This window comes from Pseudomonas sp. RIT-PI-r (assembly GCF_001297015.1).
Taxonomy (GTDB): domain Bacteria; phylum Pseudomonadota; class Gammaproteobacteria; order Pseudomonadales; family Pseudomonadaceae; genus Aquipseudomonas.
The window spans coordinates 1-19,441 of sequence record NZ_LIGE01000029.1; the positions used below are offsets into that span (position 1 = coordinate 1).

Consider the following 19,441-nt stretch of genomic DNA (forward strand, 5'->3'; position numbering starts at 1 on the left):
CCCACAAACCTGTCGTCAGATTAACCGTCGCCTCACCTTTGACGGTGGCGCCATCCTTGATCTGGACTTTCTGACCTTTAGCCCCGGCCCCTGAAAGTTTGACTGTGGTGTCGACGGTCGTACCGCCTTGAGGAATCACCACGCCTTTGGAGTCCAGGGCCTGGGTGATGGTCGGTGCGACCAGTGCCACGGCTCTGATGGTGTAAGTGCGATCCGGAAACACCGTGGCCGTAGCCGCGTTGTTACTCTTGTCCAGCGAAGCCTTGAATTTGATCGTCAGCGTCGAGTCGTTGCCCAGTTCTTTCACGTAACTATTGGCAAAAGTGCGAGGCCAGAAACCCTGGCTGACCCACGTCGCATTGGCGTAACTCGCGCCGCCGCTCCACACCGTCAGGTTATGGGGGCTGCCATCGGCCTTTTTGCCTTCCAGGCTCATCCAGACGTGCTGGCCTACGTCGATCAACGTCCAGAGCAGACCATGAATTGTTGGGTTTTTGGTGCCGAGCGCGATCACATCCAGAACGTTGTTGGCATCGGCGTCGATGATCTTGGGCGTGATCAGAGCACTGGCCGGCAAGGTTTGAATGTTCAGCGTCAATGGCAGTGATGTGGTGGAGACGCCATTGCGCTCAATGGTGTAAGTCACGGTGACGGGTTTGCCCAGGCTGTAGGCGAGTACCGAACGTGGCACCGCGATTTCCAGCCCGGCGCTGACCAGCCGTTGCGGGCTGGTGTAGGAACCCGCTGGCACGGCGGTGGCGCCTGTCCATTGCACGGTCAGCTTGTCGTCAGGCAGCAGCGAACCCTGTGGCACCAGCACGCGAATCTCCGGCTGGGTCGGACTGAAGTTGTTGCCGGTCTGGCCGCGTACGGTCGGGGCGGGTAGTTCGAGCGGGCGGGAAAGGTGAACGTCCAGAGTCTTCACCGTGGAGGTACTGGAGTTACCCAACTGGTCGGTCACCACGAAGTCGAGTTCGATCTTGCCGTCGCCGATTTTTTGGAAGTCAGCGGTGAACAGCGTCACGGTCACCGGTGTCGGTGGGGAAGTGACCTCTCGGGTATACAACTCATTGCCGATCCGAAAGCGGACGAGGCTAAAAGGCTCCAGGGGGGTGAAGGTGAAACCGAACTCCACCCCTTGCGCCGCCTGTTCGGCACTCACGCCGTTGGCAACCACGTCTGGCGGGATCATCAGATCAAGGTTGACCGGCGCGCGCAGGTGATAGAGCACCAACAGATCGCGCGAGGTTTCGACGTTACCGCCGAGGCGGGTCACCTTGTAATACAGGCGATTGACCCCGTGATTCAAATGCCCGTGCGGCACATTCAGTGCGATGCGCTTTTGCTCGTCGCCGGGTTGAACGGTGGCGCTGTCCACCTGCGTAAGCTCGTTGTTTATAAACAGGGCAACCGAATCGAACGCCTCCATGGTCTGGTTGCGACTTTGCATCTCAGACCACGGGTCAACGACACATTGGAGGCCTGTCGGTTTGTCATCGTAGAGCGATCTGGGAACGCCGCCATTGGCGCGCTCGGGCGGTTTGATCGGCGATATCCAGCCTGGAAGGAAAACAGGAAACAGCACAAATGATTCGTTCAAGACCAATGACTGGATATCCACGATGTACTCCTTGGCATGACGGGTACTGCCGAATATGGCATTACCCATCACACACCAGTTCCGCCAAGCTCGCTACTGTCATATATGACAGGTTTTTGAGTATTTAAGTCGAACGGTCGAGGGGGCGTCCTACAACGGGTCAGGTATCGATCAGCTGCACCAGCAGATCGTCCACCTGATAATCGTTGCCGACCCCTGAGCCGACATGGCTGACGATGGCCAGAGTCATCTCGCTGGCGTTGGCGACGAAGTTGCCTGACAAGGTTGTCCAGGCCAGGTCATTGAGGGTGACCGGCCCGGTAATGGCAACGCCCCCGGCACTCAGCGACAGCGACGGTGCAGCATATTCGCCACGGAAGCGGATGCAGTTGACCGTCAACGAATACCGGCCACCGGGCTTCAGATTGGCGAATTGTTTCTGCAACACAACGCCCGCCGAGTTGTTGCTGTAGGTGTAATTTTGCGCCCTGTAGTTGCCTTGTTCGAACACGATGGTCCAGTCATTCGGCAGCGTTGCCGGACCCCGACGCCAGCCATTCCAGTCGTATTGGTCAAAATTTGTCAGGTCGTGTTTCAGCGGCGGCTCGCTGGCCTTGCCGATCCGCAGTGCCAGCAGCGGTGATTGCACTGGCGCACGCCCGGGGTTGGTCACCTTGTAGTGCACCGTCAGAGGATTGCCGGCGAAAGGTACGATGTAACGGCTGCCTGCATCAAAGGTCAGGGGCTGGTTGGGGTCAGTAATTGTGCGCCCGAAAATAAAGAGAAGCGTGACCCCGAGTTCATCGACGACCTGCCAAAACAGCTGCACCAACGCACCGGGTTTCAAGGCCCAGTAATCGGGGATGAACACTTTGGCCATGCTGATGTTGGCAGGCAGTTCGTCTTCCACAACCTGCTCGATCATTGGCGGGCGAAGGGTAAAGGCACCGCCCTGAATGGTGATATGGGTCGGTTTGGACAGTTGCGGCGCGCCAGTGCCTCCTGCGCTGAGGGTGTAGGTCAGTCTCAGGGAACCCCGGATCAGCGCCAGCACGCGCTCATTCTCGATTTCAAAATAAATCACGCTGCTCATCCCGTCCAGGGACCGGGTGTACGTGAACGTGACCGCTTCGCCCGTTTCCGTGAGGCCCTGCAGAGTCAGTTGCAACTGGTCATTCTTTGCATAATTGCTGAGGAAGATCACGACCCGCGCCGGTTCACCAAAGAGCAGGTCATGATTGAGTATGTTGCCCGGTGTCCTTTCGACTGCCGGAGCTGGCAGCAATGTGATTCCCGGTTTGCTTTGCAGGATTAGTGCATCCGACCAGCCGCTCTGATTGTGTACTTTGTCTGTCAACTGATAGCGCACCACCAGCGAATCGCTTGGTGGCAATGTGGCGAGCTGTTCCGGTGTCAGTTCAAAAACGATATCTGCCGTCGCATTGGTGACTTTGAACACCAACGTCAATGTCCCGAAGGCGAGTGTCACCACATCCTCCAGCGCTTGATGCAGGTAGCGTTTGATCGTCACGGTCATGCCGGTATCGATCACGCTCTGGTCAATGATCGTTTCCGAGGCGATGGGCAGCGGCAGGCCCTGGTTGAATGGCTTGCCACCGTCGGTGTCCGGATTGCCCGGCGGAAAACTTTTATAGTACAGCTGATAGGGTATTGAGCTTTCGACGTTACCGCTGATGCGCTCCACAGTGAAAGACAGCGGCTGATTTCCCGGCTGTGGATACCTGGAATTCATGTCACTGGCCGAGATATGGAACGGCACGTCTCGTGCCACACCGTCGGCATCGAGATGTTCGACGGTTACAGGAAATGAGGCCACGGGGGCAGGGTCATCGCCGAGATAGACATCGATATGGTCACCGACAGCCATCTGCAGATAGCTGAGGATGTACACCAGCAAGCCCTGAAGATCGCTGTGTACCATGCTGTAGTTGACCCCCAGCGCACCATCGCTCAGCGGCTTGTAGCCGATGACATACGGCGGTGGTACGGAGAGCAGGCCAATGTCGCCGGACGGCGGTGGAAAGATGACGACCTGTTCTTCTGAAGCGTTGGCGCTGCTGGTTGTCTGGCTCATGAGCAATAACCCATCGTCGGAGAGGCGGATGCCCTGGGGGGCGCACTGATCTCTATCGATTAGAACCGCACTGACCGGCACCGCCTACTGTCAGATCTGACAGGTAAGCGAACGTTTAAGACGAATGGTCAAGCTGAGGCATACCCGGTGGATCCGGTTATGGATTTCCAAACCTGAGCCCGCCCCGTGCAGGAGCTGCCGCAGGCTGCGATTTTTTGATCTTGTCTTTTAACAACAACATCAAAAGATCGCAGCCTGCGGCAGCTCCTACAGGGTGTCTTTTAAAAAGTTGGAGGCATCAGGATTTGCGCAAAGTCTTCTGCCGAAGGATATAGATCGTCACCAACACTGCACTGGTCAACATGAACCCCCGTGCCCACGGCAGAGGCACCAGGTAACACGAAAACAGAATGCTCGCCCACATCAGCCCGATCGCGTAGACCTTGCCCTTGAGCGGAATGCCGTTACCGTCGAGGTAATCGCGGATCCATGGCCCCAGTCGTGGATGTTCGACCAGCCATTGATAGAAACGCGGAGAGCTGCGCGCGAAGCAGGCTGCGGCGAGCAGGAGGAAGGGCGTGGTGGGCAGGACGGGCAGGAAGATCCCGATCACCCCCAATGCCACGCTAAGCCAGCCGATGGCCAGCAGCAAGTAGCGCAACATCAGGGGGCGGTTGCCTATGGGGTTGTCCATAGGCCGGATCTTAGTGGTGACGTGGCTTGAGGATCGCCGGTTTTTCGTCAGGCGCCTGGCACAGCAGGTACAGCGCGGTCAGTGCTTCTGGGATCTGCACGATCATGTCGTCCATCAGGTTGGCGTCCTTGGCAATGTCTTCGAACTCTGGCTGCTCGTCGAACAGGCCCGAACCGACCATGATCGGCAGGAGCATTTCGCTGACTTCATCTTCAGCGGTTTCGAACCAGGCTTCTTCACGCAGGAATACGCCTTCCATGAAACCGATGCACCAGCCGCGCAGTTCGGAGTCGTCCGGCTCTTCGCCCAGATCCAGTTCGCATGGCAGTTCGAATTCTTCATCGGATGCCAGTTGACGGGCGATGTGGGCCTTGAGGCCGATCAGCGTGGCTTCGATTTCTGCGCGCTGGGCGTCATCGGCGTAATGCGGCTCCTCGGCGAACAGGGCGTCGATCCATTCGCGCTCCGGTACGTCTTCGGCGCAGATCGACAGCGCGGTCAGATAACCGTGCGCGGCCACGTAATCCAGCGCCTCGTCATGCAGCTCGTCGGCATCGAGGAAGACTTGCAGGCGGGTCAGTTGCTCAGCGAAGGACATTACGGGGCTACCTTGGGGAATAAACAATGCGTGAATTCTAGGCCTTCTTGCGCGCTCAAGCCAGCCGAACGGCAGATTTGCCCTGATTCACCCACGTCGCTGTAGGAGCTGCCGCAGGCTGCGATCTTTTGATGTGGTTTTTAAAAGATCAAAAGATCGCAGCCTGCGGCAGCTCCTACAGGGGGACGGGGGCGCATTGTGGATTGTATCGACGGGTGTCGCCCTGTGCAGGGGAGGGCTCGGGTATACTGCCGCGTTTTGCGCTCCCTGCACGTATTGCAGCTGTCATGCAATGCGTTCTTACGATTCTGCGGTGCAGCCTTGCCCGTCATGAACCAGCCTTGCAGGGATGTTTTTGTGATTTTTGGAGTTTTTATGCTCGAACAGGCTCAACGCGTCCTCAAGGACATCTTCGGCTACGACAGTTTCCGTGGCCGTCAGGGTGCAATCATTGAGCGCGTGGCCAGCGGCGGGGATGCGCTGGTTTTGATGCCTACCGGTGGCGGCAAGTCGTTGTGCTTTCAGGTCCCGGCGCTGCTGCGCGAAGGCTTGGCGGTGGTGGTGTCGCCGCTCATTGCGTTGATGGACGACCAGGTCGCCACCCTCGAAGAGCTGGGCGTGGCGGCAGCGGCGTTGAACTCCACGCTGAGTGCCGAGCAGCAGCGCGACCTGGCCGCGCGGATCAAGCGTGGCGAAGTGAAGATGTTGTATCTGGCGCCCGAGCGCCTGGTGCAGCCGCGCATGCTGTCGTTCCTGCAGGGCTTGAACATTGCCTTGTTCGCCATCGACGAGGCGCATTGCGTATCGCAATGGGGCCACGATTTCCGTCCGGAATACCTGCAACTGGGCCAGTTGGCCGAGCTGTTCCCGGACGTGCCGCGCATTGCCCTGACCGCCACGGCCGACAAGCGTACCCGCGAAGAAATCGTCACGCGCCTGCACCTGCAGAACGCCGAGCGCTTTCTGTCGAGCTTCGACCGCCCGAACATCTTTTACCGCATCGTGCCCAAGGAGCAGCCGCGCAAGCAATTGCTGGCGTTCCTCGCCGAGCGGCGCAGCGATGCCGGTATCGTTTATTGCCTGTCGCGCAAGAAGGTCGAGGAAGTGGCGACGTTCCTCAGTGAGCAGGGGTTCCCGGCGCTGCCGTATCACGCCGGTCTGCCCAACGAACTGCGTGCCTTCAACCAGAAGCGCTTCCTCAACGAGGAAGGCCTGATCATGGTGGCCACCGTGGCGTTCGGTATGGGCATCGACAAGCCCAACGTGCGCTTCGTCGCGCACCTCGATTTGCCAAAATCCCTCGAAGCGTATTATCAGGAAACCGGGCGCGGCGGCCGTGACGGCCTGCCGGCGGATGCGTGGATGGCCTACGGTCTGCAAGACGTGGTGATGCTCAAGCAGATGCTGCAGAACTCTGAAGGCGACGAGCGGCACAAGCGTCTGGAGCAGCACAAGCTCGACGCGATGCTCTCGCTCTGCGAAGAAACCCGCTGCCGTCGTCAGACGCTGCTGGCGTACTTCGATGAAGACATGCCCGAGCCGTGTGGCCATTGCGACAACTGTGTCGATGGCGTACAGACCTGGGATGCCACCGAGCCTGCACGTCAGGCGTTGTCGGCGATTTTCCGTACCGGCCAGCGGTATGGCGTCGGCCATCTGGTCGATGTGCTGTTGGGCAAGGACAACGAAAAAATCCGCAGTTTCGGCCATCAGCACCTGTCGGTGTGGGGCGTCGGCAAAGCGCTGAGCGAGAGCGAATGGCGCTCGTTGTTCCGCCAGTTGGTGGCGCGAGGGTTGGCTGATGTCGATCACGAAGGTTACGGCGGTCTGCGTCTGAACGACAGTTGCCGGCCATTGCTCAAGGGCGAAGTGAGCCTGGAGCTGCGCCGCGATCTCAAGCCGCAAGTCGCCGCCAAGAGCAACAGCAAGAGTCCGGCCAGCCAACTGGTGCGTGGTGAAGAGCGCGAGCAGTGGGAAGCGCTGCGCGCGCTGCGGCGCAAACTCGCCGAAGAACACGGCGTGCCGCCCTACGTCATCTTCCCCGACTCGACGTTGCTGGAAATGCTCCGCAGCCAGCCGACTTCGCTGGCGGAAATGGCCACGGTCAGCGGCGTCGGTGCCCGCAAGCTTGAGCGCTACGGCGAGGCCTTCCTCGAAGTGCTTGGCGGCGCAGTCGAGGCGCCGAAAGCGGTGGCCGACGTGCGCCATGAACTGATCACACTGGCCCGCGCCGGCATGACGCCACTACAAATTGCCGGTCAGTTGCAGTGCTCGGAAAAGAACGTCTACACGATGCTCGCCGAAGCGATTGGCAAGCAGCAGTTGTCGCTCGAGCAGGCGCTGGACTTGCCTGAAGAACTGATGGGCGAAGTGCAGGACGCGTTCCTCGATGGCGAAGGCGAGTTGCCGTCGGTCGCCGAAGTGGCGGAGCTGTTTGCCGGACGTGTGCCGGAAGGCGTGCTGTATTGCGTGCGGGCTGCATTGCAGTCGGAATTCGAGATGTAATTTGGCCGTACCCTCAGCCCAGCCCTCTCCCAAAGGGAGAGGGGGCCGACCGAGGTGTCTTGCGTCCTGCATCGACCTGAAAGCCCGAGTCGATTATGGATTCAGCGCTGAGCTGTCACGTCGGCGTAATTCCCAAATATCCCCCATTCAGTCCCCTCTCCCTTTGGGAGAGGGCTAGGGTGAGGGGCCTCGAGATGTAACGATTCAGTACAGACCGCCACTTGCCTATAACTGCAGCTCATGCTTAGCTGGCTAATAATTAGAAATTCTTTATTTTTCAGTCTAACCGTGAGTGTTTTATGCCGTTAACCGATCAACACCGCTTTGGCATGCAACTGGCCCAGATGTCCCGTGGCTGGCGTGCCGAACTGGATCGCCGGCTGGCCGGCCTGGGGTTGTCCCAGGCGCGCTGGCTAGTGCTGCTGCATCTGGCGCGTTTCGAAGAGGCGCCGACTCAACGAGAGCTGGCGCAGAGCGTCGGTGTCGAAGGTCCGACCCTCGCACGCTTGCTTGATAGTCTGGAAAGCCAGGGCCTGGTGCAACGCCAGTCCGTGATGGAAGACCGTCGGGCGAAAAAGATCGTTCTCTGCGCGCCGGCCTTGCCGTTGATCGAACAAATCGAAACGATTGCCACGCAACTTCGTCACGAGTTGTTCGAGGGCGTCGACGAGGCGGATTTAAAGGTGTGCATGCGGGTTCACGGGCACATTCTGGGTAATCTGGAAAAATCTTGAGGCACAACCCGCTGCCGTTTTTTTGAGAGATCGCGCTGAGCAGACTATAAGAACTACTGGGCAATATCGTGTTCGTACCGGATGTGCGAACGCATAGAAGTCGGTTTTGCTTATTTAAGGGATGCTCATGCTCGCAAGTCGGTACGTGGTACTGCGCGGCGGCGCCAAATGGCTGCTGGTCGCTGGCGTATTCAGCTATTCGACCTGGTCGATGGCGTTGGGGCTGGGTGATATCACCGTTCATTCAGCCCTTAATCAGCCGCTCAAGGCCGACATCGCTTTGGTGGATGTCGGCGGGCTGACACAAAACGATCTTTCCGTGAGCCTGGCCACGGCCGATGAATTCGGCCAGGCTGGGGTCGAGCGGGTGTTCTTCCTCAACGACCTCAAGTTCACGCCGATCCTGCACGGTAATCGGCAGATGATCCGGGTGACTTCGAGTAAACCGGTCAACGAACCTTATCTGAATTTCCTGGTGCAGCTCAGTCAGCCTAACGGCCACTTGCTGCGCGAATACACTGTACTGATCGACCCACCGGGCTCACCCGGTATTGTGCCGGCCACCGATGAGCCTGACCCACGCCCGCAATCTTCTGAATTTCCCACGGTCGAGCCGGCGATTGCGCCACCGCAAGCAGCTCAGGGCAAGCGCGAAAGTGCACCCGCGGCTGCCACCCCGCCCGCCAACGATGCATTGGCCGAACAATTGGCTGCCAGTGTGCTGCTCAATCAGCAACTGCAAGCGACCCTCGACGAGCAGAAAGCCCGACTGTTGATTCAAGAGACGCAGATCGCCGAAGGCAAGAAGCAGATCGGCGAGCTGCAAACCCGCCTCGCCGAGCTGCAGAAACCTCCGCCAGCGGCTGTCGTAGCACCGCCACCAACGGCCTCTCCCGTTGTTGCCCCTGTCGAAACCACGGACGACGGTCTGAACTGGCCGTTGCTCGGCGGCTTGCTGTTATTGCTGGGAGCCTTGGCGGCCTTGTTCCTGCGTCGTCGGCAACAACAGTTGCACGCGGGCGAACCGCTGCCATTGTCAGCGCAACCCGATGCAGCGGACGTAGACGAACCGGTACCGGCAGCCCACGTCCGGGCTCACAACGCAGCCGACCACCGCGAAGAGCCCGCTGCCGGGGATGTGCTGGAAGCGGTTGGCATTTACCTGGCGTATGGGCGACTTGGTGAAGCGGTTGGCCTGTTGCGTGATGCCTCGCACAAGGAGCCCGAGCGCCGCGACCTTGGGTTGCAATTGCTCGAAGTGTTGGGCCGTCAGGGTGATAACAGCGCCTACGATCAGCAGGAAAATCATCTGCGCGCACAAGGTGTCGATGAACAGCAACTGCACGACACCCGTGCCCGTCATCCGAAACTGGTCAGCGCTGTGCCGTTGGCGCCCGTTGTCGCAGCAGCGCCGACTGCCCCGGTGCAACCGACCCCGGAAGATAATTTCGAGTTGAATCTGGGGGAGTTGTCGATGGCTTCCAGCTGGGATCTGGAGGACAGTCGGCCATCTTCAGCGCAGCCGGCGTCGGGCGAGCCGGGTCCCGGTTCAAGCCTGCAGGTCTTGCCGCAGGAGTTCGATTTGCCTGCACCAGTGGCCAGTGAAGAGTCGGAGCTTGAATGGATTCCCGAGCCTGACGCACAGCCGCTGGATAACGACTTTCTCAATGAGTTCGCTGATTCGGAATCATCGTTGGTGTTGCAACCTCTGGATCTGCAATTGTCCGAACCGGCGGAGCCCACCGGCTCGGTGAAGCTCGAACAGGCCCAGACGTGCATCGACGACGGTGATATCGACAGTGCGATTGCATTGCTCAATGAATTGCTCAAAGAGGCTGATGAGCCGTTGAAGCAAACGGCGCGGACGTTGTTGGCGGGGATTCGTTGATTTCTGATGATTTGTGGCGGACCGGATATCGCCATCGCGAGCAGGCTCACTCCTACAGTTGAAATGTATTCCAAATGTAGGAGTGAGCCTGCTCGCGATAGCAAATGGTCAGTCGATAATGAATCAGAAAGTCTGCCCAAGGTTCAGGTACACCGCCTGCTCATTCGCATCATTCAACCCATAGCTGAAATTCAATGGCCCCAACGGCGTATCGAAACCAATGAATACGCTCGCCGCATTGATGTAGCCGCTGTCGAACTCATTGTCGTTGTTCCATGCCCGACCGCGTTCCAGCGAAGCACCGGCGTACAGCGGGAAATCCAGCGGCAGGTAGGAACGCGGCGTCAGCCTGCGGTAATACACTGCGCGCATCAGGCTGACATTCTGCCCTGAGACCGCATCCTCGCGGAAACCCGACAACTGCCGTGCGCCACCCAACAGGAAGCTCGACGTCACCACGTTGGCATTGTCCAGCGTGCGGCCATAACGACCGCCAAGAATCAGTGTGTCCGGCCCACTGCTCATGGCTTTGTCGAGTTTGAATTCCCACTGCCGGTACCGAGTGTCCGACCCCAGGCTTGGCTCGAATTGCATCAGTGTCAGGCTGATGTCTTTGCCTTCATGGGGGAAGTACACGTTGTCCAGCGAATCGTAGGAGTACTTCAGCGAGTAGAAGCCTTCGGTGAAGCTTTCGCTTGGCAGATCCTGATCGCCAATGCGCACATCAGCCTTGCCCCAGGCCTCACCGACACCAAAGCGCACTTCACCGTTGTTGCCGATCTGTCGACCGAGGTTGAGGCCGAAACCGTAGCGCTCGACGCGGTATTGCGCGACCGGATCGTTATCGAGCACCGAATCGACGTTCTGTGCCTCGAACGATGCATACGGCGCAACGAAGTAGCGCGAGCCGACGTCGAGGGGCTGGTAGAACTCGGTGTACAGCTCTTGTTTGTCGCCGATTTGAGCCCGGGTCAACCATTCCGCGCCGAGGCGGTTGATGCCGTTGATACGGTAACTGGCACCGAGGTTGAAGGCGCTGTCGCCGCGCATGTCGTCCGAGAGGTTGAGGCCCACGCGCAGGTAGTCGGTGCCGCTGCGCTTGCCGCGGGCGCTGATCACCAGGGTGTGATTTTGCCCCTTGTGCACCACGCGGTACTGCACTTGCTCGAAATAGTCGAGGCCGTACAAGGTGCCCATGTCCGAATGCAGACGACCCAGATCCAGCGGCTCGCCGATGTGCTGGCGGATGTAGTAGCGGATCACATCGTCGTCGACCTTCGAGTCGTTCTCGACCTTGATGGCAGTGATGATCGGTGTGCGCTGGCCTGGCGAGCGTGCGGCGTTGAGTTCGGCGTCCTGGGATTCTGTGGGTTTAAGAGTGGCCAGGCGTGCATCAAGGATTCGGGTCGCGCGGTAACCGGCGTCGATCATGTCCTGAGCCTTGCCAAAATCGGTGACGCCATACGCTGCCAGTGCGGGTTGAATTAATACGTCGGTCGGTTTGAGCGCGGCCAGTTGTTCTTCGGAGTTGCTGCGGGTCATCAGGGTGATCGACTGATTCAACACATCGACCACCGTGGTCAATTGCTTGCGGTTGCGCAACGGCGTGCCGATATCGACCACGATGGCGATGTCGACGCCCATCGCCCGTACGACATCGAGCGGGATGTTGTCGGTCATGCCGCCGTCTACCAGCAGCCGGCCATCGAGTTCGACCGGGGCGAACACCGCCGGAATCGACATGCTGGCGCGGATCACCTGGGGCAGATGCCCCTTGCGAAACACCACTTTCTCACCGTTGGCGATGTCGGTGGCGACGGCGCGGAAGGGGATCGGCAGTTTGTCGAAGTCGCGGGTGTCACTGGTGTGGGCCAACAGGCTTTCCAGCAGCAATGCGAGGTTCTGGCCCTGAATCACCCCGAGCGGCAGGCCGAGGCTGCCATCGTCACGGAAGCTGAGTTTTTGCTTCACCAGAAAGTCGCGGTCGTCCTGTTTGCGTCGAAACGGCACGTCTTCACGGGGCGGGGCGTCGGACAGCGCTGCTTGCCAGTCGATGTTCAGCGCGAGTTTTTCCAGCTCGTCGATCTGGTAGCCCGAGGCATATAGGCCACCGACGACGGCACCCATGCTGGTGCCGGCGATCGCATCGATCTTGATGCCTTGCTCTTCCAGGGCCTTGAGCACGCCAATGTGCGCCAGCCCACGAGCAGCGCCGCCGGACAGCACGAGGCCGACCTTGGGGCGCGAAGCTTCGGTGGCTTCGACGCTGGCGTGGACGAGCAGGGGCAGTAAACCAAGCAGCAGGCAGAACAGCAGACGGCGCATTGTGAGTCTCGGGGCAAGCGATAAAGCCGGCTATTATAGCGGCGCCCTCTGTCTCAGGAGTTTCAGCGAACATGACTGTAGAAAAAGCCGAAGTTGTCATCACTTATTGCACCCAATGCCAGTGGCTGTTGCGCGCCGCGTGGCTGGCGCAGGAACTGCTCAGCACGTTTGCCGATGATCTCGGCAAAGTCTCACTGGTGCCGGCTACCGGCGGGGTGTTTCACATTACCTGCGCAGGCGTGCAGATCTGGGAGCGCAAGGCGGACGGCGGCTTTCCCGAGGCCAAGGTGCTGAAGCAACGGGTTCGCGATCAGATCGACCCTGACCGCGACCTCGGCCACAACGATCGCGCTCAGTGAGAGGCGGCCTCGGCGGCGACGGTTTTTTTATCGCTGGCGCCTGACATCCGCGCCGACACCACGATGGCGACAATGATCAGCGCGCCGCCCATCAGCATGCGCAGGGTCGGGTTTTCATTGAACAATAGCCAGGCGACGGTGATGCCGTAAACCGGCTCCATCGCGAACACCACCGCCGCCGTGCGTGCTTTGATCACCGCCAGACTGGCCACGAACAGGCTGTGGGCGACGCCGGTACAGAACACGCCGAGCAGGGCAATCCACAACCAGTCCAGCGCACGGACTTCGCTCAATTGTGGTGCTGCGACCGGCAGCAGACACAGCGCTACCACGACGTTCTGACACAACGCCGCCTGCACCGCCGGAATACGCCCGGAGCTGGCGCGATTGGTCAGCGACAGCAAGGAAAACAGCAACCCCGACAGCACTGACAAGAGCAGACCGATGGTCGCGCCGCTGCCCAGATCGAACGCTGGCGTCACCAGTATCAGGCCGACACTGACCAGCACCACGAGCACGATTTCATTGGCGCGAATACGTTCTCGGAAGATCAGCCCTTCAAGAATCACCGTGAACGCCGGGAAACTGGCAAAACCCAGGGTCGCGATGGCCACGCCGGCGATCTTCACCGAAACGAAAAAACTCACCCAGTGCCCGGCCAGCAACACGCCGCTGAGGGCCAGACGTCGCCAATCCACGGCCTGGAGTTTTTGCCAAGCGCTTTGGCTGGCGAATCGGGCGAAGAAAGCCAGGGCGAGTACGGCGAAGGCGGCACGACCGAAAACGATCACGGCCGGCGAGGCGGCAGCGAGTTTGCCGAACACACCGGTCAGGCCAAACATCAAAGCACCAATGTGCAGGGCGCCGAGGGCAGTACGCGGAGTCATTGCAGTCCTTCTATCGCAAACACAATTCAACTGTTGATCAATCACACGCAGCAGCGTGGGAACGACCATTTACTGTAGGAGCTGCCGAAGGCTGCGATCTTTTGATCTTGCTTTTGATCGTTCCCACGCTCTGCGTGGTAACGCCTCTAGGGACGCTCTGCGTCCAGTGACGCGGAGCGTCACGGGCTGCATTCCCACGCGGAGCGTGGGAACGATCAAAGATCGCAGCCTTCGGCAGCTCCTACATTTAAGCGTGTAGAGGTCAGTAAGTCTGTCGGCAGACTATCGTCTTTTGTCGCGGGAATCGCGCCGAAGCTGGCCGGGTGAGGCGCCGAACTCACGCAGGACGGCGGCCGAGAAAGCACTCTGCGAGTTGTAACCGACGCGGCTGGCAATTTCACCCATGGGCAAAACCGTATCGCGCAGCAGTTGCACCGCCAGATGCAAGCGCCGACTGCGCAGGTAATCCATCGGCGTCTGCCCGCATTCGGCCATGAACCGAGCATGCAGACGCGCGCTGGATAACCCGGCAACGCGCGCCAGATCGGCGACTTGCAGCGGATAAGCGGCGTGTTGCTCGATGTGCGCATCCAGCGCGGCATAGGGCAGGCGGCGAGTAGCGAGTTCAGCAGGTTGCGCATGATTGAGGCTGGCCAGCAGCAACACCGCGCCTTGCTGCGCGATCAGCGGATCGCTGACTGGGCTGTTCGCCAACCAGTTGACCAATTGGCTCTGCCCGGAATCCAGCGACAAACGCGCAGGCTGATCGAGCAAACGGCGGCTGGCCTCGGCATGTTCACCCAACGAATCCACCAGCCATTGCCCGTCAGGAATATCCATCACCAGGCAACGACTGCCATCGGGACTGCCGCACGCGTGATGCGCACCCGAAGGGATGACCACGAAACTTTGCTGGCGCACCTGGCTGCCACAGCCTTCGACCTCGAAGTCCAGCGCGCCGGACAGCCCGAACACCAACTGGGCGTGCTCGTGGCTGTGGACGATCAGGTCGCGGGTGTACTGACGCAGGGTAAGGATCGGGCGCATGAACAGATCTCCGGGCAGGCCTGCAGTCTACACCGAGCGGCACGGGCTGCGCTGTCACAGGACTGACTCACGCTTGTCATGGTCGATTCACCGGGCAAGCGCACTCTGGCGAAAACATCGCAGAGGGTTGCCCATGACCAGCGCCGAGCTCGCCAGACCCAGCCGCAAACAACGGGTGCGAACCCTGTGGATTTCCGACGTGCACCTGGGCACGCGCGATTGCCAGGCCGAACACTTGTCGCAGTTTCTCAAAGGCTACCATGCCGACAAAGTCTACCTGGTAGGCGACATCATCGATGGCTGGAAACTGCGCGGTGGCATGTACTGGCCGCAGGCGCATACCAATGTGATTCGCCGCTTGCTGACCATGAGCAAGCGCGGCACCGAGGTGATTTACGTTACCGGCAATCACGACGAGTTTTTACGCCGTTATTCGAAGCTGATCCTCGGCAACATCCAATTGGTCGACGAAGCGATACACGTCACGGCAGACGGCCGGCATTTGCTGGTGATTCATGGCGATCAGTTCGATGTGATCACCCGTTATCACCGCTGGCTGGCCTTCCTCGGCGATTCGGCCTACGAGTTCACCCTGACCCTCAATCGCTGGCTCAACCATTGGCGTGCGCGCTATGGCTACGGTTACTGGTCGCTGTCGGCGTACCTCAAACACAAGGTGAAAACCGCGGTGAGTTTCATCAGCGACTTTGAAGAAGCCATTGCCCATGAGTGCGTTAAGCGCGAGTTGCATGGCGTGGTCTGTGGGCACATTCACCACGCCGAGATCCGCAAGGTGGGGGAGGTGGATTACCTCAATTGCGGCGATTGGGTGGAATCGTGCACGGCGCTGATCGAGCATTGGGATGGCACGATCGAGTTGTATCGGCTGGCGGATGCTCAGGCCCGGGAGGCGGAGCTGAAGGCCGCCAAAGTCGCCGAACTTGCCTAGTTCTTCGGTGATTGAGAGAGCCTCATCGCGAGCAGGCTCACTCCTACAGGGGTACGCATTTCAACTGTAGGAGTGAGCCTGCTCGCGATGAACCGCGCAGCGGTTCCCGAAGATAATCACGCTGGTGAGTGTTCAGCCATCGCGGCCTTGTAAATCGAGTTCTTCGGCTGTGCAAACAACCGCTCCATCATCGGCTCGAAAAAGCTCAACGGCAGTGTGTCGTACTCCGGATCAAACGCCGCCGCATCGTATTTGGCGCAAAATTCGGCGGTCGCCTGAAACTGCGGATGCTCTTTGAATTGCTCGCGCAGGTGCCGATCCATACCCAAGTGATGAAAGAAGTAGTAGCCCTGAAACACCCCGTGCTTCTCGACCATCCACAGATTTTCGGCGCTGACGAACGGCTTGAGAATCGCCGCGGCGATGTCCGGGTGGTTGTACGAACCCAAGGTGTCGCCAATGTCGTGCAGCAGCGCGCAGACCACGTATTCCTCGTCACGGCCATCGCGCCAGGCACGGGTCGCGGTTTGCAGCGAGTGGGTCAGGCGATCCACCGGAAAACCGCCGAAATCGCCTTCGAGCAATTTCAGGTGAGTCATGATCCGTGAGGGCAACTGTTTGGCGTAGGCACTGAAGTCAGCGGCGATGATCGCCCAGTCTTCCTGCGTGCCGTCCTTCATATGGGTGAAGCGGGCATTGGCATTCATTGGCTGACCCTCATTCAGAACGCAACGCGACCAAGGATCATGTCGCGGTACATGACAAAGTCACCGAGCAGGCTGTACAGCGGATGCTGAAAAGTCGCCGGTCGGTTCTTCTCGAAAAAGAAATGCCCGACCCAGGCAAAGCTGTAGCCAGCCAATGGCACCGCCAATAGAAGCAGCCAGGCGCCTTTGGCGATGGTCATCGCGAGAATGAAAATAACCAGCGTCGTGCCGATGAAGTGCAGACGCCGGCAGGTGCTGTTGTTGTGTTCGCTGAGGTAATACGGATAGAACTCAGCGAAGCTGTTGAATTGCTTGATGTTTTCCACGACCGCGTTCTCTGTGGTTATTGTTCTGGCGACGAGTTGTTCTGCGGGTAGCTTATTTGAGTCTAGAGTGATCATTGGCGTGGGCCAGTGACAATCGGCGCCACTTTAGTATCCTTCGCAAATCAGGCCGTAACATGCGGCCCATCATGTAAAAGAATAACGCCATGAGCGAACGAACGACTTCTGCAAGCTGGGCGATGGGGATTGTCAAAGCATTGGAGATGGACGGCCTGGATTGCCGGGTACTGTTCAAGCAACTGGGGCTCGATTACACGGCTCTGGATGATCCGGATGCACGTTTCCCGCAAGATTCCATGACCCGACTCTGGCAGCGGGCGGTCGAGTTGTCCGGCAACCCGGCGATCGGCCTGAATATGGGCAAAGTGGTGCGACCGGCGTCGTTTCACGTCGCCGGCTACGCATTGATGTCGAGCAATACCCTGGCCGAAGGCTTCCAGCGACTGGTGCGCTATCAGCGGATCATCGCTGAAAGTGCCGACCTGAGCTTCCGTCTGCTGGAAGAAGGTTACGCGCTGATTCTGACCGTGCACGGCGACCATTTGCCGCCGACCCGGCAAAGTGCCGAAGCCTCGCTGGCCTGTGCGTTGGGTCTGTGCGGTTGGCTGACCGGGCGCACGCTGCATCCGGTCAAAGTGCTGGTGCAGGGTGATCAGCCGGAGAATCTGGAACCCTACAAACAAGCCTTCCACGCGCCGTTGGTGTTCAACGCGCCGTACGATGCGCTGATCTTCGAACGCGCTGACATGGAGGCGCCGCTGCCCACCGCCAACGAGGCGATGGCGCTGTTGCACGACCGCTTTGCCGGGGAGTATCTGGCACGATTTTCCGAAAGCCGCGTGACCCACAAAGCGCGACAGGTGCTGTGCCGGTTGCTGCCTCAAGGTGAGCCAAAGCGCGATACCGTGGCGCAGACCCTGCATTTGTCGCAGCGTACTTTGCAGCGCCGCTTGCAGGAGGAGGGCACGAGTTTTCAGCAGTTGCTCGATGACACTCGTCGCGAACTGGCCGAGCAATATCTGGCGCAGCCAAGCATGACCTTGCTGGAAATCGCCTACCTGTTGGGTTTTGCCGACCCGAGCAACTTCTTTCGCGCGTTCCGCCGCTGGTTCGACACCACGCCCGGCGATTACCGGACGCGGTTGTTGCAGGCACCGAACGCGATCAGTGACGCCAGAAGGCCGGAATACACAGCACAAACACCGTAATGATCTCCAGTCGGCCGAGCAGCATGCCGAATGACAGGATCCATTTGGCCGCATCCGGCAGGGTGGCGAAGTTACCCGCCGGGCCGATGGTTTCGCCAAGGCCCGGGCCGACGCCGGACACGGTACTGGCGGCACCGGTCAGGGCGGTCATCCAGTCGACGCCGAGCAGCGACAGCAGCAGGGCGATTACGCAGATGGTGATGGCGAAGAAGAACGAAAAAGTCAGAATCGAACGGACGATCTCTTCGTCGAGGCGGTGACCGTTGTACTTTTGCTTGATCACCGCGCGTGGGTGAATCAGCTGATTAAGGTTGGCCTTGAGCAGGATATAGGCGACCTGGAAACGGAAAATCTTGATTCCGCCCGCCGTCGAACCGGAACAGCCGCCGACAAAGCCCAGATAGAAGAACAGCATCAGCGAGAAGTTGCCCCACAGGCTGTAGTCGCCAAGGGCGAAGCCTGTGGTGGTGACCACCGATGTCACGTTCAGTGCCACGTGGCGCAGCGCATCGAGCCAATGCAGGTTGGTCGTCCACCAATACCAGGTGCCGAGCACCAGCCAGGTCACCAGCAACATGCCGAGCAAACCCTGCACCTGCTGATCCTTGATCAGCGCCTTGCGGTTGCCGCGCAACGTCGCCACGTACAGGGTGAACGGCAGGCTGCCGAGGATCATGATAACCACCGCAACCCAGTGCACTGCCGGTTGCGTCCACTTGGCCAGCGACTGGTCGGAGGTCGAGAAGCCACCGGTGGAAATCGCCGACATCGCGTGGTTGATCGCATCGAACGGACTCATCCCGGCCCACCAGAACGCCAGGCTGCCGAGGATGGTGATGCCGACATAAGCCGCTACGATCAGCCGCGCCACCATGTGCGAGCGCGGCATGACCTTTTCCGAGCGGTCCGAGGACTCGGTCTGGAACAGGCGCATGCCGCCGATACGCAGCAGCGGCAGAATCGCTACCGCCATACCGATAAAGCCGATGCCGCCGATCCAGTGCAGCAGCGAGCGCCACATCAGAATGCCCGGGGACATATTGTCCAGATGATTGAGCACAGTCGAGCCAGTCGCGGTGATGCCGGACATGCTTTCGAAAAACGAGTCGGTGTAACTGATGTGCTGCGTCAGCAGAAACGGCAGCGCGGCAAAGATACACACCACCAGCCAACTGCTGACGGTCAGCAGGTACATGTCGCGCGGGCGCAGATGAATGTGTTCGGGGCGGCCGGGAATCACCAGCGCGAGGCCGGCGACGAAGGTGATCATGCTCGCCCAGAGGAACGACGGCAGGTCGCTGGTGCGCTCGAAAATCACCAGGGTGGCCATCGGTACGACCATGGCCACAGCCAGGGTGATCAGGAAGATGCCGATGATGAAACCAATGATCCGTAAGGTCGGCAACGCCATGAAGTCCGCTCGGGCTGATGTGGGAAGGGCGCCATTCTACCCGTGGGGCAGGGCATGTAAACCGGCATCCTGTTGGCAGATACAGCTAGA

At 59.5% G+C, this 19,441-nt stretch carries 15 protein-coding genes and 1 pseudogene; 6 read left to right on the top strand and 10 right to left on the bottom strand.

Annotated features, from left to right (window positions below; all coding sequences use genetic code 11):
- The 4 genes and pseudogenes from AK821_RS17265 to AK821_RS17280 all read right to left on the bottom strand — a co-directional run.
- Positions 1–1,450: pseudogene (locus AK821_RS17265) on the bottom strand (hypothetical protein); the annotation flags it as partial.
- A gap of 310 nt (positions 1,451–1,760) precedes the next feature.
- On the bottom strand, positions 1,761–3,776 hold the full coding sequence (locus AK821_RS17270; protein ID WP_150647062.1) for a hypothetical protein: 2,016 nt from the start codon (positions 3,774–3,776) through the stop codon (positions 1,761–1,763).
- Between the two features lie 217 nt (positions 3,777–3,993).
- On the bottom strand, positions 3,994–4,389 hold the full coding sequence (locus AK821_RS17275; RefSeq protein WP_064390799.1) for a YbaN family protein: 396 nt from the start codon (positions 4,387–4,389) through the stop codon (positions 3,994–3,996).
- Between the two features lie 10 nt (positions 4,390–4,399).
- Positions 4,400–4,987: a UPF0149 family protein gene (locus tag AK821_RS17280; RefSeq protein WP_064390800.1), complete on the bottom strand. Its 588-nt coding sequence runs from the start codon at positions 4,985–4,987 to the stop codon at positions 4,400–4,402.
- Between the two features lie 375 nt (positions 4,988–5,362).
- Between AK821_RS17280 and recQ the strand changes: the two genes are divergently transcribed.
- The 3 genes from recQ to AK821_RS17295 all read left to right on the top strand — a co-directional run bounded on the left by recQ (position 5,363) and on the right by AK821_RS17295 (position 10,114).
- Positions 5,363–7,492, top strand: coding sequence for a DNA helicase RecQ (gene recQ / locus AK821_RS17285; RefSeq protein WP_064390801.1), 2,130 nt, complete (start codon positions 5,363–5,365; stop codon positions 7,490–7,492).
- Between the two features lie 299 nt (positions 7,493–7,791).
- Positions 7,792–8,226, top strand: a complete 435-nt coding sequence (locus AK821_RS17290) for a MarR family transcriptional regulator (protein WP_016984207.1) — start codon at positions 7,792–7,794, stop codon at positions 8,224–8,226.
- A 127-nt stretch (positions 8,227–8,353) separates the two neighbouring features.
- Positions 8,354–10,114: a FimV/HubP family polar landmark protein gene (locus AK821_RS17295; protein WP_064390802.1), complete on the top strand. Its 1,761-nt coding sequence runs from the start codon at positions 8,354–8,356 to the stop codon at positions 10,112–10,114.
- A 123-nt stretch (positions 10,115–10,237) separates the two neighbouring features.
- Here the strand turns inward: AK821_RS17295 and AK821_RS17300 are convergent, their stop codons facing one another.
- Positions 10,238–12,439, bottom strand: a complete 2,202-nt coding sequence (locus tag AK821_RS17300) for a patatin-like phospholipase family protein (RefSeq protein WP_064390803.1) — start codon at positions 12,437–12,439, stop codon at positions 10,238–10,240.
- A 71-nt stretch (positions 12,440–12,510) separates the two neighbouring features.
- Between AK821_RS17300 and AK821_RS17305 the strand changes: the two genes are divergently transcribed.
- On the top strand, positions 12,511–12,798 hold the full coding sequence (locus tag AK821_RS17305; protein ID WP_064390804.1) for a SelT/SelW/SelH family protein: 288 nt from the start codon (positions 12,511–12,513) through the stop codon (positions 12,796–12,798).
- Here AK821_RS17305 and AK821_RS17310 read toward each other — a convergent pair.
- Both AK821_RS17310 and AK821_RS17315 read right to left on the bottom strand, forming a co-directional pair.
- The gene (locus tag AK821_RS17310) at positions 12,792–13,685 is read right to left on the bottom strand and encodes a DMT family transporter (protein ID WP_064390805.1); all 894 of its coding nucleotides are present in this window, start codon (positions 13,683–13,685) and stop codon (positions 12,792–12,794) included. The two genes, AK821_RS17305 and AK821_RS17310, sit on opposite strands and share 7 nt — an antisense overlap.
- Before the next feature lie 282 nt (positions 13,686–13,967).
- Positions 13,968–14,732, bottom strand: coding sequence for an AraC family transcriptional regulator (locus AK821_RS17315; protein ID WP_064390806.1), 765 nt, complete (start codon positions 14,730–14,732; stop codon positions 13,968–13,970).
- A 133-nt stretch (positions 14,733–14,865) separates the two neighbouring features.
- On the opposite strand from AK821_RS17315, the gene AK821_RS17320 reads away from it, so the two are divergent.
- Complete coding sequence (locus AK821_RS17320) at positions 14,866–15,681, top strand: UDP-2,3-diacylglucosamine diphosphatase (protein ID WP_064390807.1); 816 nt, start codon at positions 14,866–14,868, stop codon at positions 15,679–15,681.
- Positions 15,682–15,797: 116 nt separating this feature from the next.
- On the opposite strand, the gene AK821_RS17325 is transcribed toward AK821_RS17320, so the two are convergent.
- Positions 15,798–16,388 carry an HD domain-containing protein gene (locus AK821_RS17325; RefSeq protein ID WP_064390808.1) on the bottom strand — a complete coding sequence of 197 codons (591 nt, stop codon included), beginning with the start codon at positions 16,386–16,388 and terminating at the stop codon, positions 15,798–15,800.
- Between the two features lie 14 nt (positions 16,389–16,402).
- The gene (locus AK821_RS17330) at positions 16,403–16,714 is read right to left on the bottom strand and encodes a DUF962 domain-containing protein (protein WP_064390809.1); all 312 of its coding nucleotides are present in this window, start codon (positions 16,712–16,714) and stop codon (positions 16,403–16,405) included.
- Positions 16,715–16,878: 164 nt separating this feature from the next.
- Between AK821_RS17330 and AK821_RS17335 the strand changes: the two genes are divergently transcribed.
- Complete coding sequence (locus AK821_RS17335) at positions 16,879–17,940, top strand: AraC family transcriptional regulator (RefSeq protein ID WP_201783041.1); 1,062 nt, start codon at positions 16,879–16,881, stop codon at positions 17,938–17,940.
- Here AK821_RS17335 and AK821_RS17340 read toward each other — a convergent pair.
- Positions 17,897–19,351 (bottom strand): TrkH family potassium uptake protein, encoded by a 1,455-nt coding sequence (locus tag AK821_RS17340; protein ID WP_064390811.1) that lies wholly within the window; start codon positions 19,349–19,351, stop codon positions 17,897–17,899. The genes AK821_RS17335 and AK821_RS17340 overlap by 44 nt on opposite strands.
- Positions 19,352–19,441: the final 90 nt, after the last annotated feature.